At 66.9% G+C, this 16286-nt stretch carries 13 protein-coding genes and 2 tRNA genes; 6 read left to right on the top strand and 9 right to left on the bottom strand.

Annotated elements, in window-relative coordinates:
- From B4M62_RS10410 to B4M62_RS10435, 6 genes are all read right to left on the bottom strand, one after another.
- Positions 1-468: ClpX C4-type zinc finger protein (locus B4M62_RS10410; protein ID WP_290707389.1), on the bottom strand; the 468-nt coding region annotated here is incomplete at its 3' end.
- Positions 469-630: 162 nt separating this feature from the next.
- Entirely contained in the window at positions 631-1290 is a 660-nt protein-coding gene (locus B4M62_RS10415) for an ATP-dependent Clp protease proteolytic subunit (protein WP_290707391.1), read from the bottom strand.
- Between the two features lie 41 nt (positions 1291-1331).
- Complete coding sequence (locus tag B4M62_RS10420; RefSeq protein ID WP_290707393.1) at positions 1332-1925, bottom strand: ATP-dependent Clp protease proteolytic subunit; 594 nt, start codon at positions 1923-1925, stop codon at positions 1332-1334.
- Between the two features lie 215 nt (positions 1926-2140).
- The gene (gene tig / locus B4M62_RS10425; RefSeq protein ID WP_290707395.1) at positions 2141-3532 is read right to left on the bottom strand and encodes a trigger factor; all 1392 of its coding nucleotides are present in this window, start codon (positions 3530-3532) and stop codon (positions 2141-2143) included.
- Between the two features lie 35 nt (positions 3533-3567).
- Positions 3568-3641, bottom strand: a tRNA-Pro gene (locus tag B4M62_RS10430).
- A gap of 21 nt (positions 3642-3662) precedes the next feature.
- A tRNA-Gly gene (locus tag B4M62_RS10435) sits at positions 3663-3733 on the bottom strand.
- Between the two features lie 330 nt (positions 3734-4063).
- Between B4M62_RS10435 and B4M62_RS10440 the strand changes: the two genes are divergently transcribed.
- Both B4M62_RS10440 and lysX read left to right on the top strand, forming a co-directional pair.
- Positions 4064-4735, top strand: coding sequence for a L,D-transpeptidase (locus B4M62_RS10440; RefSeq protein WP_290707397.1), 672 nt, complete (start codon positions 4064-4066; stop codon positions 4733-4735).
- Between the two features lie 161 nt (positions 4736-4896).
- Positions 4897-8229 (top strand): bifunctional lysylphosphatidylglycerol synthetase/lysine--tRNA ligase LysX, encoded by a 3333-nt coding sequence (lysX, locus tag B4M62_RS10445; RefSeq protein ID WP_290707400.1) that lies wholly within the window; start codon positions 4897-4899, stop codon positions 8227-8229.
- Here the strand turns inward: lysX and B4M62_RS10450 are convergent.
- Together B4M62_RS10450 and B4M62_RS10455 are read right to left on the bottom strand one after the other, a co-directional pair.
- Complete coding sequence (locus tag B4M62_RS10450) at positions 8183-9004, bottom strand: Fpg/Nei family DNA glycosylase (protein WP_290707402.1); 822 nt, start codon at positions 9002-9004, stop codon at positions 8183-8185. The genes lysX and B4M62_RS10450 overlap by 47 nt on opposite strands.
- The gene (locus B4M62_RS10455; protein WP_290707404.1) at positions 8997-9470 is read right to left on the bottom strand and encodes a ribose-5-phosphate isomerase; all 474 of its coding nucleotides are present in this window, start codon (positions 9468-9470) and stop codon (positions 8997-8999) included. Before B4M62_RS10455 ends, B4M62_RS10450 begins: the two co-directional genes overlap by 8 nt.
- A gap of 22 nt (positions 9471-9492) precedes the next feature.
- Here B4M62_RS10455 and B4M62_RS10460 point away from each other — a divergent pair, with 22 nt between their 5' ends.
- Entirely contained in the window at positions 9493-10524 is a 1032-nt protein-coding gene (locus B4M62_RS10460; RefSeq protein ID WP_290707406.1) for a M48 family metallopeptidase, read from the top strand.
- Positions 10525-10529: 5 nt separating this feature from the next.
- Here the strand turns inward: B4M62_RS10460 and B4M62_RS10465 are convergent, their stop codons facing one another.
- Positions 10530-11132 (bottom strand): DsbA family protein, encoded by a 603-nt coding sequence (locus B4M62_RS10465; RefSeq protein WP_290707408.1) that lies wholly within the window; start codon positions 11130-11132, stop codon positions 10530-10532.
- Positions 11133-11200: 68 nt separating this feature from the next.
- Between B4M62_RS10465 and pepN the strand changes: the two genes are divergently transcribed.
- The 3 genes from pepN to B4M62_RS10480 all read left to right on the top strand — a co-directional run bounded on the left by pepN (position 11201) and on the right by B4M62_RS10480 (position 16248).
- Positions 11201-13783 (top strand): aminopeptidase N, encoded by a 2583-nt coding sequence (gene pepN / locus B4M62_RS10470; protein ID WP_290707410.1) that lies wholly within the window; start codon positions 11201-11203, stop codon positions 13781-13783.
- An 11-nt stretch (positions 13784-13794) separates the two neighbouring features.
- Entirely contained in the window at positions 13795-15159 is a 1365-nt protein-coding gene (locus tag B4M62_RS10475; RefSeq protein WP_290707412.1) for a cation:dicarboxylate symporter family transporter, read from the top strand.
- 348 nt (positions 15160-15507) lie between these two features.
- On the top strand, positions 15508-16248 hold the full coding sequence (locus B4M62_RS10480; protein WP_290707414.1) for a hypothetical protein: 741 nt from the start codon (positions 15508-15510) through the stop codon (positions 16246-16248).
- Positions 16249-16286 lie beyond the last annotated feature (38 nt).

The raw sequence follows: 16286 nt of genomic DNA on the forward strand, positions 1-16286 counted from the left end.
GACGTAGCCGGCCTCGGTGAGCGCCGTCGCGTCAGCGATTGCGAACGGCACGTTGAGCATCTTGGCCAGTGTCTGCGCCAGGTAGGTCTTGCCGCATCCGGTCGGGCCCAGCATCAGGATGTTCGACTTCGCGAGCTCCACACTCTCGCCGGTCTTGGCGTCCTTCTTCTCCCCCGCCTGAATCCGCTTGTAGTGGTTGTAGACGGCGACGGCGAGGATGCGCTTGGCGTTATCCTGACCGATGACGTAGTTGTCCAGGAAATCGCGGATCTCCACCGGCTTGGGCAGCTCGTCGAGCTTGACTTCGCTGTTCTCGGCGAGCTCTTCCTCGATAATCTCGTTGCACAGGTCGATGCACTCATCACAGATGTACACGCCGGGGCCGGCGATGAGCTTCTTCACCTGCTTCTGACTCTTCCCGCAGAACGAGCATTTCAGCAGGTCGCCACCGTCTCCGATTCGCGCCATCGATTTCTACCCACTTCCCTGCTGATCCGGTGCGGCACTGACGCGCACCTGCGGACGGCCACTATGTCTTCGGTCACCGCCGGTACACCGACGGTACCCGCGTCGGAGACCGACTTCGAGCTACTTGGGGCGAATGTCGCCACTTAATCCGATGATCTACGGCTATTTGTTGAGCGACTTCTTGCGGTAGCCGAACACCTCGTCGATGATCCCGTACTCCTTCGCCTGCTCGGCCGTGAGGATGTTGTCGCGGTCGGTGTCGACGCGAATCTTCTCGGGCGTCTGGCCGGTATGCCCGGCCAGGATCTCGTCGAGCCGCCTGCGGATGCGCTCGATCTCGGCGGCCTGGATCTCCAGGTCGGACACCTGGCCCTGGTAGGCGCCGCCGGTGCGCGGCTGGTGGATCAGGATGGTGGCGTTCGGCAGCGCCGCCCGCTTGCCGGGGGTGCCGCCCGCGAGCAGAATCGCGGCCGCCGACGCCGCCTCGCCGAGGCAGACGGTCATGATGTCGCAGTGCACGTACTGCATCGTGTCGTAGATGGCGAGCATGTCCGGCACACTGCCGCCCGGCGAGTTGATGTACATCGTGATGTCGCGGTCGGGGTCCTGGCTCTCCAGGACCAGCAGCTGCGCCATCACGTCATTGGCCACGGTCTGGTCGATGGGTGTGCCGACGAAGACGATGCGCTCTTCGAAAAGCTTGGCGTACGGGTCGTACTGACGGTGCCCGGTGGGGGTCTGCTCGATGAAGCTCGGCAGGATGTAGCGCGCCCGCAGGTCCCGGTATGCCTGCGCGGCGGTGGCGGTGTTCTGGTTGCTCATGAAGGCCCTTTTCCGAGGTCGGTGGTGGTGGATGATCGCGGCTAGAGCGACGTGACGACGTGGTCGACGAGACCGTACTTCTTGGCGTCTTCGGCCCGGAACCACTTGTCGCGATCGGAATCTGCTTCGATCTTCTCCAGCGTCTGGCCGGTGTGCTCGGCGTTGAGGAGGTTCATCTCCTTTTTGGTAGCCGAGAACTGCTCAGCCTGAATGGCAATGTCCGCGGCAGTTCCGCCGATACCCGCCGACGGCTGGTGCATCATGATCCGCGCGTGTGGCAGGGCGTGACGCTTACCCTTGGTGCCAGCGGTCAGCAGGAACTGCCCCATCGACGCAGCCATGCCCATCGCATAGGTGGAGATGTCACACGGAGACAATTGCATGGTGTCGAAGATGGCCATGCCAGCGCTCACCGAGCCGCCCGGCGAGTTGATGTAGAACTGGATGTCCTTGTCCGGCGCCTCGGCGGTGAGCAGCAGGATCTGCGCGCAAAGCCGGTTGGCGATGTCATCGTCGACCTGTGTCCCGAGGAAGATGATGCGTTCGCGCAGCAGTCGTTCGTAGACCGAGTCGTTCAAGGTCAGGCCGGCGACGCCCGACGACATCGCAGGGGTGTGGATCGACGAAGTGCTCAATGTTCCTACCTTTGGATAGATCTCGCGGTCACGGGGATTCGCTGAAGGTGTTTGCACCGACAGTAACCAAACTCCGGCCCCAACCCATCCCGATAACACGCCGATTCGCTTACAGCTAAACGCGCGGCACGCGGGCCGGGAAAGTCCGAAGCGCCGACGGCGAGACCATGACGCGGTCCCGACCCTCGGCGCTTCGGATGGATCTGTGGTACTCGCTACTCGGCGGCGGACCCTGAGTCCTCGGCCCCAGCATCCTGGGTCGCGGCGTCCTGGGTCGCGGCATCCTCGGCAGGGCCGAAGAACTCCGTGGTGTCGACGGTGGCGCCCTGGTCATCGGTCACCGTCACCTGGGACACGATGGACGACAGCGCCTTGTTGCGGCGGGCATCGGCGTAGACCGCGCCGATCTGACCGGCCTGCTGCAACTGGTTCACGAACTCCTGGGGTGCCATGCCGTAGCGCTGCGCGGCGAAGATGATCTGCTGGGTCAGCTCTTCCTGGCTGACCTCGGTCTTCTCCTGGTCGGCGATGGCGTCGAGCAACAGCTGGATGCGGACGCCGCGCTCGGCGTTCTCGCGGGCGTTGGTCTCAAACTCGTCCCGCGTGGTGCCCTGCGCCTCGAGTAGCCGTTCGAGCATCGCCTCATCGTGACCGATGCTGTGCAAAACCTCTTCGAGCTGGCCCTCCACCTCGGCGTCGACGATCGACGCCGGTAGCGGGAAGTCGACCTTCGCCACCAGTTCGTCGAGAATCTTGTCGCGAATGGCGTTGGCCTGCTCCATCTTCTTCGACTGCTCGACGCGCGTGCGCGCCGAATCGCGCAGTTCGTCGATGGTGTCGAACTCGCTGGCCAGCTGGGCGAAATCGTCGTCGAGCGCCGGCAGTTCGCGTTCCTTGACCGCACTGACCTTGACGGTGACGGCCGCATCGGAGTCGGCGAACTCGCCGGCCACGAGCTTCGTCGTGAACTCGGCTTGCTCGCCTGCCTTGAGGCCGACGACGGCCTCGTCGAGGCCGTCGATGAGCTGCCCGGAGCCGACCTCGTGGGACAGGCCCTCGGTGGTCGCGTCCGGCACCGGCTTGCCGTCGACGTTTGCCTCGAGGTCGAGGGTCACATGGTCACCGTTGACCGCGCCGCGGTCAACGGCCTTGAGGGTGCCGAAGCGCTCGCGCAGGCCGTCGAGCTGCTCGGTCACCGCTTCCTCGTCGGACTTGAGTGCATCGACGGTGACTGCCAGCGCCGAGAAGTCCGGCAGCGCAATCTCCGGGCGCACGTCGACCTCGGCGGTGAAGGTGACCGGCTCGCCGTCGACCAGCTCGCCGAGCTCGATGTCCGGCTGGCCAATGGCCTTCACGTCGGCCTGCTCGATCGCCTCGCCATACTTGGCCGGCAGCGCGTCGTTGACCACCTGCGCGAGCACCGTGTCGCGCCCGACCCGGGCCTCGATGAGCTTCGCCGGCGCCTTACCGGGCCGGAACCCGGGGATGCGGATCTGCTGGGCCAGCGTCGCGTAAGCCCGGTCGAACTCGGATGAGAGTTCCTCGAAGGGGATCTCGACGTTCAGCTTCACCCGGGTGGGGGTCAACTGCTCCACGCTGCTTTTCACGCGCGTTCTCCTTGTAGGTGGGTGACTCGTTGTTGTCGGGATGACAGGATTTGAACCTGCGACCCTCCGCTCCCAAAGCGGATGCGCTACCAAGCTGCGCCACATCCCGTGGCAGTCTGAATCACTGCAGAGCGGGTGACGGGAATCGAACCCGCGTAGCTAGTTTGGAAGACTAGGGCTCTACCATTGAGCTACACCCGCGTGCAGGCAGCGTTCCGGGGTCGCCGGAATCGCCGCGTGCGAGAAACGACTGTACACGGGCCGATAGGTCGCCCGAAATCGGGGCGCGCGGGCGACGTGAACCGAATCGAGTGCCAAACGTCACAGCCCGCAAACCCGCTGGCAGCGGCAGCTAAAGCTGGGAATGGGCGGCACGTCGTGGGTCAGGCGACCAAGAATCGTTGGCTCAAATGAAACGATTGTGCAACGATTAACGGTGAAAACACTCCTAATTGGAAACTCTCCATAATGGGGGCCTCCCCCAAGGGTGATCATCAATGCCCTGACGACAAAGTGAAGGACTTCAAGAGAATGCTTAGCACCACCAAGCATGCTCGGCGTAGCGCTGTGAAGGGCGTGATGGCCGCGTTCGCCGGCGCACTCGCCGTTGCGTTCGCGCTGCCGGCGTCCGCCCACGCCGCGCCGATCACAATCATTCCCGGTCTCCCCCCAGTCGAGATCCCGGGTGTTCCAGCTCCGCCGAAGCCCAAGCCCAAGCCTGAGCCGCAGGCTGAGCAGACCCCGGGTGTGCCGGCGATGCCGGCCGTCGCCAGCCGCACCGGCTGGGTCGCGCTCGCCGACGACTCCACCCACACCATTTACTGGTGGAAGGACGGCACCTATAACCGGTCGATGCCGATCTCGATGGGCACCAACAAGCACCCGACGCCCAACGGCACCTACTACACCCAGGAAAAGCTGCGCTCGATGTACATGGATTCGTCCACGTACGGCGTTCCGGTGAACTCGCCCGAGGGTTACCGCACGTTCGTCGAGTACGCCACCCGGATGGCCTGGAACGGCATCTTCATCCACGCCGCGCCGTGGTCGGTGGCACAGCAGGGCAACAGCAATGCGAGCCACGGCTGCATCAACATCAGCACGGCAAACGGCAAGTGGGTCTTCGACACCATTCCGCTGCGCACCCCGATCGTCGTCCGCGGCACCGTCGGCGGCGGCAACTGGCGCACCCCGCGCGAGTAGTCCGAGCCGATTGACACGTCGATGAGCCGGGCCTTCTTCGGAAGGCCCGGCTCAGTGCATCGTCGCCGGGCATCCGCTGACCCCGGCCGCCGTCCTCAGCCTGCTCAAAGTCTGAGTGGCGATACTCACGCCATGGCCTACGGACATTCAGGGACTGCGCGGTGATCGTCAGTCGGCGCGGCGCCGATGCCGTCGCAACCGCCGCCAGCCGCCTTCTGATGATTGCCGGCGCGGTGTCGGTGATCGAGATCCTCACCCACGACTGGCGCCCGATCGGCTACGTGGCCGACGCCATCGGGGTGCTGGGCTTTCCGGCCGATCGAAGTCTCTACGTCGCCTGCCTGGTGTTCCTGCTCGCCGGCGCGGTGCGCCGCCGCTTCCGGCTGGCCTACGGCGCACTGGTCGCCGTGATGGCGGTGAACCTGGCCGGCCTGGTCACCCTCGTCGTGCGCGCCCACCGAGACCACCGGCACGACTATCGCCTCTACGACAGTTGGCATGAGTCACCGGCCTTCGCCTGGACGGCGCTGATCGTCGGCACCATCTCCTTTGTGGTGGTGGCGTGCTCGTACCGCGCCTTCACCGCGCGCCTCGCCCGGCGATCGATCCCGACCGCGCTGGGCGTCGTCGTCGGCGGAATGGCCCTGTCCTTCCTGTTGACGCTGGGCTTGACCTTCGCCTTCCCCCACACCCTGGTCGGCACCCGGGAGAAGGTGCGCTGGGCGGCGATGGCGACGGTCGGCGACCATGTCTCAACACACTCGCCCTATTTCACCGGCCATATCGGGCACCATTGGGTCTTCGCCCTCGCCGGAGCGGCATCGGCCGCCGCACTGCTGCTGGGCGTCCTGGTGCTCTCCCGCGCCAACCACGCCAACCAGTTCCTCAGCCGCGAGGACGAACTGCAGGTGCGCCGACTGCTAGCCGCCCACGGCGACGACGATTCGCTCGGCTACTTTGCGACCCGGCGCGACAAGTCGGTGGTGTTCTCCGCCGATAGAAGCGCGGCCATCCTGTTCCGGGTGATCGGAAGCGTGAGTGTCGCCAGCGCCGACCCGATCGGCGACCGCAACTCCTGGTCGGCGGCGATCACCACCTGGTTGCAGAACTGCCGGGAGCACAGTGTCCACGCGGCAGTCATCGCCGCCAGCGCCGACGGGGCACGCGCCTATCGCGACGCCGGGCTACGCACCCTGGACATGGGCGACGAGGCCATCATCGACGTCGACCAGTTCACGCTCCGCGGCCCAGCGATGAAGCCGGTCCGCCAGGCGGTCAACCGCGTCACCGCTGCCGGATACACCGTGCGCGTGCGCCGGCACGGTGAACTGGGCGCGGCCGAGGCCGCGGAGATCGCCGAGGTGGCGGAGCGCTGGCGCGGCGAGGATGTCGAACGCGGCTTCTCGATGGCACTCAACCGGCTCGGCGACCCCGTCGACGGCGACTGCCTGCTGGTGACAGCCCACGACGCGGGCGGCACGATCCGCGGACTGCTGTCGTTCGTCCCGTGGGGCAGCCGCGGAGTTTCACTGGACCTGATGCGCCGCGATCGGGCCGGCGAGAACGGCATCATCGAGTTCATGGTGGCCGGCCTCGTCGACCGCTGCGGGCAGACGGGAATCGACCGGATCTCGTTGAACTTCGCCATGTTCCGGTCGGTCTACGCCAACGCCGACCGCGTCGGCGCCGGGCCGATCACCCGCGGGACCGACGCGCTGCTCGGCTTCGCGTCGCGGTTCTACCAACTCGAGCAGCTGTACCGGTCCAACCAGAAGTACCAGCCGACCTGGATCCCCCGGGTGCTGTGCTACCAGCCGCCGCTGAGTGTGCTGCGGGCCTCGATCGCCAGCGGCATCGCCGAGGGCTTCCTGCCCAAACTCGGTCCGGCGTTCCTCACCGGCCCCGGCGTCCCCAAGGACCAGGAGGTGCGTGACGACGCCGAGTTCCTCGCCGCGGTCGCCGGCATCGAACGGGCCGCCCGCTGTCGCGCGACCCGTGAGCCGCGGCGCGGCGATCAGCATCGCGCCCGGCTGGCCAAGCGCGCCACCCTCGAGGGGCTGGGGATGCCGGCCCACCCGCTCGCGGTCCCACGCGACACCGATATCGGGTGCCTCGTCGAGGAGTACACCGGACTCGCGGCCGGCACCCACACCGGCAAGACTGTGTCCGTCGTGGGGCGGGCGCGCGCCGTTCGCGACTTCGGCGGCCTCGTCTTCGTCGATGTCGAGGAGGGCGGGGCGCGGCTTCAGCTGCTCTCCGACGATGCGTCGTCACCCGCGCATCGGGCGCTACGCGCGGGGGTGGACGTCGGCGACCTCATCAGCGCCACCGGCGAAGTCTGCACCAGCCTGACCGGCGAACTGTCGCTGCGCGTGGACCACTGGCAGCTGGCCGCCAAATGCCTGCACCCCATTCCCGCGGCGGGAACACGCCTGTCCGACGAGGTGCGTGCCCGCGACCGCACGCTGGATCTGCTGACCACGACCGGCGCGACCGACCTCCTCATCAAACGTTCCCGCGGCGTCGCCGCCGTGCGCCGAACGCTGCAGGACAAGGGCTTCTTGGAGGTGGAGACACCGATCTTGCAGACCGTCCACGGTGGCGCCGCGGCCCGGCCGTTCACGACGCACATCAACGCCTACGACATGCGGCTGTCGCTGCGCATCGCGCCCGAACTCTTCCTGAAGCGGCTGGCCGTCGCGGGACTGCCGAAGATATTCGAGTTGGGCCGCAACTTCCGCAACGAGGGCGTCGACGCGACCCACAATCCAGAATTCACGTCGCTGGAGGTTTATCAAGCCCACGCCGACTACCACACGATGGCGACGCTGGTCCACGAACTCGTCGTGGCCGCAGCGGTGGCGGTCAACGGGACGGCGGTCGTGTACCGCGACGGCGTTGGCGTCGATCTGGCCGACGACTGGCCCCAGATCACCGTGCACCGCGCCGTCTCGCGCGCCACCGGAACCGCACTCACCCCGGACACCCACGCCGGCGAGGTGGCGCAGGTGTGCGCCGCGCACGGCGTCGAGTACGGCGACGGCGCCACGGCGGGTCAGCTGATCATGAAGCTGTACGAGACTCTGGTGGAGAAGCAGACTCAGCGACCGACGTTCTATTTCGACTTCCCGATCGAGGTCTCACCGCTGGCACGACCGCACGCCGACGATCCCCGCCTGACCCAGCAGTGGGATCTGGTGACCTTCGGCTCCGAGTTGGCGACGGCGTATTCGGAGTTGACCGATCCGATCGACCAGCGTCAGCGGCTGGTCGAGCAATCGCTGGCCGCAGCGGGCGGGGACCCCGAGGCGATGGCCCTCGACGAGGATTTCGTCCGGGCCCTGGGCTACGGCATGCCGCCCACCGGAGGACTCGGTGTCGGGGTTGACCGCCTGCTGATGATGCTCCTGCACGTCCCGATCCGATCCACCTTGAGCTTCCCCTTCGTCAAGCCTGACAGGACGGACACCAGAAGAGGTTCCGACCTTCCATGACTTCGTGCGCGACGGGCGCACCACAGATCCGGCACGGCTCCCCCACGCGCCGATACACATAGGTGCGCGGTCGATCAGGCCGGTAGGACGGGAATCCGTGGTCGTCCGCGGGCCGGACGACATGCATCTGGCCGCGTCGCGCGCCGACCGGCATCAGGGCCAGCAGGTCGGCCCAGATGGCGTCGAAATCCTCGTCGGAGACCGACGTCCCCGGTCGGTGCGGGTCGATGCCCGCGCGGAACAGCACCTCGGCGCGATAGACATTGCCAATCCCGGCGATGACCTTCTGATCCATCAGCAGCGCACCGATCGGCCGCTTCGACCGCTGAATCGCGCGTCGGGCTCGCTCGGGGTCGGCGTCGCCGCGCAACGGGTCCGGGCCGAGTCGGGCAATCAGGTCATCGAGATCCTCAGGCGTATAGCGCTCACACGCATTGGGACCGCGCAGATCGACCGCGGCATCGTGTCCGACCATCCGCAGCCGCACCTGCCCGACCGGTGGCCCCGGTGGCACGGTCAGCTCGTGAAACGCCCCGTAGATGCCGAGGTGGATGTGAACCAGCTGGCGCCGCGAGGAGCGCGAACTCACATTCGGCGGCCGATACTCCTGCAGGAGGTGCTTGCCCCACGCTTGCGCACGGTGGAAGACCCACCCGTCGAGCTCGGCGGCCTCGTCGGCGAATCGCCCCTGTGGGCTGCTCAACGCGACCGGGCGCCCCCCGAACTGCCGCTGTTGGCGCCGGGCCAGTCGGTGAAGGGTGTGACCCTCAGGCACCGGGCACGGCGGGGGCGACGCCGGTGCGCTCGTATTCGGCGAGAATATCGATCCGGCGCTGGTGACGCGCCTCCCCTGACCACGGCGTGGCAACGAACGCGTCGACAATGGCGAGGGCCTCGGCTTCGGTGTGCATCCGGCCGCCGATCCCGATCAGCTGGGCGTTGTTGTGCTGACGAGCCAGTTCGGCGGTCTCGACACTCCAGGCCAGGGCGCACCGCGCGCCCGGCACCTTGTTCGCGGCGATCTGCTCGCCGTTGCCGCTGCCGCCCAGCACGATCCCCAGGCTGCCCGGATCGGCGACGGTGCGCTTGGCGGCATCGATACAGAATGCCGGGTAGTCGTCAAGCGCGTCGTATTCGTGTGCCCCGCAGTCGACCACCTCATGGCCGGTGGACCTCAGATGATCGGCGATCCGGTTCTTCAACTCGAAGCCGGCATGGTCAGCACCCAGGTAGACACGCATGGCGCCACTATAGTTTGGAGTCGTGGTCCAACCAGCAAACGCCCCCGGTCTGTCGTCGCCGATCCCATCGGTCCCCGGAATCCCGGCCGGCCCGGCCCCTCGACGAGAGCCACTACCGCCCGACGCACACTGGCTTCCGCCGTCCCGCTACGCCCAGGCTCCGGCGCGGCACCCCTGGGAGATCCCGATGCTGGTGGCGATCATCGCAGTCACCGTCCTCAGCTACCTGGTCATCATCCGGATCGTGCTGGTCGGCTCCCTGAGCTGGCAGATTCTGTCGCTCCTCTTGATCCCGCTGTTCCTCGCGTTCGCGCGTGGCTTCAACTACGCCAGGCAGCGGGTGAACGGCGTCCAGATCACCCCAACGCAGTTCGGCGACGCCTACCAGATGGTCGCCGACGCCGCGGCGCGCTTCGGCCTCGAGTACATCCCCGATGCGTACGTCGTCAACGGAAACGGCACGCTCAACGCCTTCGCATCCGGCCACGGCTTCCGCCGGTTCGTCGTCGTCTACAGCGATCTCTTCGAGATCGGCGGGCAGGCCCGAGACCCCGATGCACTGCGGTTCATCATCGGCCACGAGATCGGCCACATCGCCGCGGGGCACGTGTCGTATTGGCGACAATTGGGCTCCGCGCTGGGTATGCGCATCCCCGTACTGGGCAGTGCCCTGTCCCGGGCGCAGGAGTACACCGCCGACAACTACGGCTACTACACCCAGCCCTCCGGATCGCCGGGCGTGATCGGCGCCCTGTCCGCGGGCAAATACCTGTTGTCCGCAGTCGACTTCAATCAGTATGCCGACCGCGCCACCCAGGAGCGCGGCCCGTTCGTGCATTTCGTCAACGCACTGTCGAGCCACCCGGTTCTCACCTGGCGCGCCGCGGCCCTGCGCGACCGCACCAAATCGGGGGCCCTGTGGTTGCGACCGAAGACGATCACCCGCGATGTCGGCAGCGGCAACGCGGTGCCGATCCTGCCGCCGCCGCCGAATCCGGCGGCCGTGCCCGCCGGATTCCTGCCCAACGGGATGGTGTCGCAGACGAAGCCGTAAACCGCTCAGTCGAACGCCGGCTCCTCGGTGCGGGTGCGCTTCAACTCGAAGAAGTGCGGGTTCGCGGCAAGGGCGACAACACCGTCCCACAACGTGCCGGCATCCTCCCCGCGTGGGATGCGCGACAGGACCGGGCCGAAGAAGGCGACGCCGTTGACATGGATCGTCGGAGTGCCGACGTCGTCGCCAACCTGGTCCATGCCCGCGTGGTGGCTCTCGCGGATCTCCTCGTCGTAGTCGGTGGAGCCGGCGGCCGAGGCCAGCTCGGCGGGCAGCCCGACCTCGGCGAGCGCGCCGCCGATCACCGCATCGAAGTCTTTGTTGCCCTCGTTGTGGATCTGTGTGCCCATCGCGGTGTAGAGGGGGGCAAGCACCTGCGCTCCCCGGTCGGCGGCGGCCGCGGCGAGCACCCGGACCGGCCGCCACGCATCCTTGAGCATCTCGCGGTACGCATCGGGAATGTCTTTGCCCTCGTTGAGCACGGCCAGGCTCATGATGTGGAAGTCCACGTCGATGGGCCGTACCTGCTGCGCCTCCAGCACCCAGCGAGACGTGATCCAGCACCAGGGGCACAGCGGGTCGAACCAGAAGTCAACGCGATTGGTCATGCCCTCTGTTGTACTCCGCGGCGCCCGGAGTTCCCCGCCCACCCTGGCCCGCGGCTACCCTCTAACGCGTGACTGAGCCGAATCTGACCCGAGACCAAGCCGCCGCTCGACGCGCCCTCCTGGCCGACGTCGCCTACCGGATCGATCTCGATCTGACCGACGGGACGGGACGGCCGGGCGAGGAGACCTTCCGCTCGACGACCACGATCACCTTCGGCGCCGAGCCTGGCTCACAGACCTTCGTCGATCTTGTTGCCCCGCAGCTGATCTCAGCAACGCTGAACGGCGCGCCGCTCGTCGTCGACGGGTACGACGAGGAAGCCGGCCTGGCCCTGCCGGACCTGGCCGCGCGCAACGAACTCGTCGTCCTCGCCGATTGCGCCTACTCCAACACCGGCGAGGGTCTGCACCGCTTCACCGATCCCGCCGACGGTGCGGTCTACCTCTATTCACAGTTCGAAACCGCCGACGCCAAGCGGATGTTCGCCTGCTTCGACCAGCCCGACGTGAAGGCGGTCTTCGACGTCGCCGTGACCGCTCCGGCTGACTGGCAGGTGATCTCCAACGGTGCGACGAGTTCGACCACGACCAACGGCGACGGCGGTATCACCCACGTCTTCTCGACCACTCCCCTGCTCAGCACCTATCTCGTCGCATTGATCGCCGGCCCCTACCGACGCTGGACCGACACCTACACCGATGAGCACGGCACCATCGACCTCGGCCTGTTCTGCCGCGAATCGCTCGCCGAACACATGGACGCGCCGCGCCTCTTCACCGAGACCAAGCAGGGCTTCGGCTTCTACCACCGCAACTTCGGGATCCCGTACGCCTTCGGCAAGTACGACCAGCTGTTCGTGCCCGAGTTCAACGCCGGCGCGATGGAGAACGCGGGTGCGGTGACGTTCCTGGAGGACTACGTCTTCCGTTCACGCGTCACCGGCTACCTCTACGAGCGACGCGCGGAGACCGTGCTGCACGAAATGGCGCACATGTGGTTCGGCGACCTGGTCACCATGCGCTGGTGGGACGATCTGTGGCTCAACGAGTCCTTCGCCACCTTCGCATCGGTGCTGTGCCAGGCCGAGGCGACGGAATACACCGGGGCGTGGACCACCTTCGCCAATGTCGAGAAGTCCTGGGCGTACCGGCAGGATCAGCTGCCGTCGACCCATCCGGTCGCCGCCGACATCCCCGACATCGCCGCCGTGGAGGTCAACTTCGACGGCATCACCTACGCCAAGGGTGCGTCGGTACTCAAGCAACTCGTCGCCTATGTCGGCCTCGAACCCTTCTTGGCCGGGCTGCGTGACTATTTCGCGGCCCATAAATTCGGCAACGCGACCTTCGACGATCTGTTGACCGCGCTGGAACGCTCGTCGGGCCGCGACCTGTCCGGCTGGGGTGCGCAATGGCTCAAGACCACGGGCATCAACATCATGCGCCCCGACTTCGCGATCGGCGCCGACGGGACCTTCACCCGCTTCACCGTCATTCAGGAGGGCGCGGCCCCCGGTGCTGGCGAGACGCGCGTGCACCGGATGAAGGTCGGCGTCTACGGATCCGGCGAGGACGGCCGGCTGATCCGGCGCTCGGTCGTCGAACTCGACGTCGACGGCGGACGAACCGAGGTCGCCGACCTGGTCGGCGTCGACGCCGGCGAACTCGTCCTCCTCAACGACGACGACCTCACCTACGCGTCGATCCGGCTGGATCCCGACTCGTTGCGGGTGGCCACCGCGCGGATCGGCGATATCGCCGATCCGATGCCCCGAACCCTGATCTGGTCCGCAACCTGGGAGATGACGCGCCAGGCCGAGATGACCGCACGCGACTTCGTCGGCCTCGTGTCACGCGGGATCGCCGCCGAGACCGAAATCGGCGTGGTGCAGCGGGTGCTGCTGCAGGCGACCACCGCACTGGACTCCTATGCGGACCCCGGATGGGCCAGCACGACGGGCTGGCCGGCGTTCGCCGCGCGTCTGCTGGACTTGGCCCGCACCGCCGAGCCGGGGTCGGACCATCAGCTCGGTTTCCTCAACACCCTGCTGACCGGCGTGACTTTCGGCGCGCAGCACGCCGTCCTGCGCGGGCTCCTCGACGGCGACGACCCCGCGTCACACGCGCTGGCCGGCCTGGCCGTCGATACCGATCTGCGCTGGCGCATTGTGAAGGCGCTGGCGGCCGCCGGTGTCATCGACGACGCCGCCATCGGTGCCGAGCTGGTGCGGGACCCGACCGCGGCCGGCCACCGCAACGCGCAGGCGGCGCGCGTCGCCCAACCCACGACCGAGGCCAAGGCGGCGGCCTGGGAGGCGGCGATGATCGACGATTCGCTGCCGAACGTCACCGTGCGGGCGATCGCCGAAGGCTTCGTCCGGCCCGGCCAGCAGGAGGTGCTCGCGCCGTACGCGGACCGGTACTTCGCCACCGTCGCCGAGGTGTGGGATCGGCGATCGAGCGAAGTCGCCCAAACGGTGGTCGTCGGCCTTTACCCTGGCTGGGACATCAGCGAGGCCGGGCTCGCACGCGCGGATTCCTTCCTCGCCGGCGACCACCCGCCCGCGTTGCGGCGACTCATCCTCGAGGGCCGCGACAGTGTCGCCCGATCGTTGCGCGCCCAGCGTTACGACGGGGCCGAACCTCAGTAGACAGGAGTCCCATGGCCCTCGAACTCGAACAGTTGCCACCGACGCCGTCCAAACCCAAGAGCAACCGCACGCACTGGCTGTACATCATGGTCATCGTCGGGGTCGTCGCGGGTGTGGTCGTCGGCCTGGTCGCACCGGCCTTCGGCAAAGAGGTCGCGTTCCTGGGCACGATGTTCGTGAACCTCATCAAGATGATGATCGCGCCGGTCATCTTCTGCACGATCGTGATCGGTATCGGATCGGTGCGCAAAGCGGCGACCGTCGGCAAGGTCGGCGGCCTGGCGTTCGTGTATTTCCTGGTCATGTCGACTGCGGCGCTTGCGGTCGGCCTCCTCGTCGGGAATCTGCTCAAGCCGGGCACCGGCCTGGATCTCAAGCCGGACGCGGCGAAGGCCGCCGAACTCGCCGGTAAGGCACACCAGGCCGGCGGGACGATCGACTTCCTCCAGGGCATCGTCCCGGACACGCTGGTCTCGGCCCTGACGTCGGGCCAGGTCTTGCAGGCGCTGTTCGTCGCACTGCTGGTCGGCTTCGCCATTCAGGCCCTCGGCAAAGACGGCGAGCCGATCCTCAGGGCGGTGAGCTTTTTCCAGAAGTTGGTCTTCCGCGTGCTGGCGATGGTGCTGTGGACCGCGCCGATCGGCGCATTTGGTGCCATCGCCGGGGTCGTGTCGCAGACGGGCTGGTCGGCGGTGCGCGAACTATTCGTCTTCGTCCTCGCGTTCTACGCGACGTGCTTCCTGTTCGTCTTCGTCGTGCTCGGCCTGCTGCTGCGGGCGGTGACCGGATTCTCGATCTTCCGGCTGGCGCGCTATCTTGCCCGCGAGTACCTGCTGATCGTCGCGACATCCTCGTCCGAACCCGCGCTGCCATCGCTGATCGCGAAGATGGAACACATGGGGGTCTCCACGTCGACGGTCGGGATCGTCGTGCCCACCGGTTACTCGTTCAATCTCGACGGCACCGCAATCTATCTGACGATGGCATCGTTGTTCATTGCCGACGCCGCCGGCTCTCCGATGTCCTTCGGCGAACAGTTGGGCCTGTTGGTATTCATGATGATCGCGTCCAAGGGTGCCGCCGGGGTCACCGGCGCCGGGCTGGCCACCCTGGCCGGCGGACTGCAGGCACACCGGCCCGACCTTCTCGACGGCGTGGCGGTGATCGTCGGCGTCGACCGCTTCATGTCCGAGGCGCGAGCGCTGACGAACTTCTCCGGCAATGCCGTCGGCACGCTGCTGATCGGCACCTGGACCCGGACAATCGACGCAAGTCGCGCCAACCGAGTGTTACGCGGGGAAATCCCGTTCGAACTCGACGCCGCTGCTTCTGCCTCGGCGGAGCCGGCACCGAACGTAACCCCGGCTGTGAAATAGGTCACACCAGGACTATGCTGGGGGCTGCCGCTTTGTCACCGCACAATTTCCCCAACGTTTCGCCTTGTCACCACAATCACGTGATTCGTTGACAATTCCAGAAGGTCCGGCTTCTCCGTAACACGAGTTAACCTGAACTGTACATACGCGCCCGATTCGTACCGGACCAGTGGGGCATCGCCAGCATTTGCGCTCGGCATCACGGATTGATAAACCAATACTCACGACAGGTTAAGCATCCTGGTCGTAACCGTAGGGCCACACTTGGCAACGGCGCCAAATCGGTTCATCAGCGCCCGGTTCACCGCATTTCGACGTATTGCCGGATTCACGAAAGAGAGTCATTCGATGAAAAGCAACTTGGTCAAGGGAATGGCCGCAACAGCTCTGACCGGTGGCGCCCTCGCGCTCGGAACCGGAATGGCCAACGCCGCGCCCGTCAAGCCCGCGCACCCCGCACCGACGAATCCGTATCGGGTCACCGCCGGCATCGCCCCCGGAGTCACCTACACCGGCGACTCCCAGACGGGCGCGGCCCAGTTCGACACGCCCTGGGGAACACTCAAGTCGTCGCAGGGCCGGTTCGGTGTCGCCGATCCCTCGGGGAAGACCGTCTTCGGTGACCCGCGGGTGCAGGGCCCCAAGCCGGCGACGGAGGTGCCCGCCGCGTTGCGTGGCCCGGCAAATCCGCTGCGGCCGGGTATGGCCGCGGCGGCGACCCCGGCGGAAGGCGCCCCGCAGCCGAAGAAGATGACCCAGTCTGAGAAGACCGCCGCCATCGAAAGCTCGATCAGCAAGGTGTCGACCAACTTCGGCTTCGCCTATGCGATCGGCGCCATGGTCGGCGGGGTGGGCGGGCTCGTCGTCGGCTGCCCGGTCGGTGCGGTCACCCTCGGTCTCACCTCCGCCGCGACCGTCGTCGGCACTGCGGTCAGCCCGGCCGCGGCGGCCCTCGGCTGCCTCGTGGGCGCCGCAACCTTCGGCGGCACCGGAGCGATCATCGGCGGCGCCGTTGTCAGTGTCCCCGTCGGTGTCGTCAGCGGCATCCAGCAGTACGACTATCTGCAGGCCATTGGCGCGCTGAGTTAACGAGCACAGTTGCCGGGAGCGGCCGGAGCGATAATTCG

It is taken from the genome of Gordonia sp. UBA5067 (genome assembly GCF_002414845.1).
GTDB lineage: Bacteria > Actinomycetota > Actinomycetes > Mycobacteriales > Mycobacteriaceae > Gordonia > Gordonia defluvii.